Origin of the sequence: Micromonospora sp. NBS 11-29 (genome assembly GCF_002140155.1) — a bacterium.
Classification (GTDB): domain Bacteria; phylum Actinomycetota; class Actinomycetes; order Mycobacteriales; family Micromonosporaceae; genus Micromonospora.
This window is the reverse complement of the sequence record NZ_NAPR01000013.1, coordinates 435,516-436,604: the sequence shown is the minus strand read 5'-3', so window position 1 is coordinate 436,604 and position 1,089 is coordinate 435,516. Positions and strand designations below refer to the sequence as shown.

At 79.0% G+C, this 1,089-nt stretch carries 1 protein-coding gene and 1 pseudogene; one reads left to right on the top strand and one right to left on the bottom strand.

Going from position 1 to position 1,089, the window contains the following annotated elements; translation table 11 throughout:
* A partial coding sequence (locus tag B1205_RS29855; RefSeq protein ID WP_217809846.1) for a hypothetical protein occupies nt 1-322 on the bottom strand: 322 nt, incomplete at its 3' end.
* Between B1205_RS29855 and B1205_RS33065 the strand changes: the two are divergent.
* Nucleotides 321-1,089 (top strand): annotated as a pseudogene (locus B1205_RS33065) (DUF4350 domain-containing protein); the annotation flags it as partial. The gene B1205_RS29855 and the pseudogene B1205_RS33065 sit on opposite strands and share 2 nt — an antisense overlap.

Sequence of the window (1,089 nt, the reverse complement as noted above, 5' to 3'; positions counted from 1 at the left end):
CCGCCGTCGGCCGGACCTGCCCACGGCGCGGGTCCCCGCGCCCCGGGTCGCCGAGCCGGCCCCGGCGGGCGGGGCCGGGCTCGCCGACCGGCTGGCCGCCGAGGGCCGGTACGCCGAGGCGGTCCGGGAACGGCTGCGCGAGATGGTCCGGCTGCTGGTCAGCCGTCAGCTCGTGGAGCCACGGGCCGGCCTCACCGTGGTCGAGCTGACCGAGGCGGCGGCGCGGATCCGGCCGGAGGTGCGGCCCACCCTGCACGCCGCCGGCACGATCTTCGCCGACCTCTGGTACGCCCAACGCCCCGCCGTCGCCGACCACGACCATCGGATGCGCGCCCTCGCCGCGGACCTGCGCCNCCCCCGGGCCCCGCCGTCGGCGGCACCGCCTGCTGATCCCGCTCGGGCTGGCGCTGCTGCTGATCGTCGCCACGCTGGTCCTGCACGCGGTCGACCAGCCCGACCCGGGCGAGCGGGGCTTCCTCTCCCCGGTCGCCACCGACGACGACGGTGGCAGCCGGCTCGCCGAGGCGCTGCGTGCCCAGGGCGTACCGCCGCGCCGGGAGACCGACCTGGCCGCCGCGCTGCGGACCGCCCGCGCGGCACCGAGCACGCTGTTCGTGCCCGCCCCCGACCTGGTGCACCCGGACACCCTGGCCGAACTGACCGAGCTGCCGCCGGGCAGCCGGCTGGTGCTCGTCGATCCCGGCCGCCGCGTCCTGGTCGAGCTGGGCGCACCGGTCGAGCCGGCCGACCGCCGCTGGGCCACCCGGGCCGTGCCGCCGGGCGCGGATGGCGTGGCCTGCCCGCTGCCCGAGGCGCTGCGGGCCGGCACCGCCGCGGTCGACCTCCAGCGGTACGCCGGCCCGACCACCGTCGACCGCTGTTACGGCGGCGCGCTGCTCCGGATCTCCGCCGGCATCGAGGTGGTGCTGGTGGGCGCCAGCGACCCGTTCCGCAACGACCGGATCGACGAGTGGGGCAACCGGGACCTCGCCACCGGGCTGCTCGGCGGCGTCCGCCCGCTGGTCTGGCTGGACCTGCCCAAGCCCTCGCCGGCCCCGACCGGGACCGGCGCCTCGCGCACGAGCGATT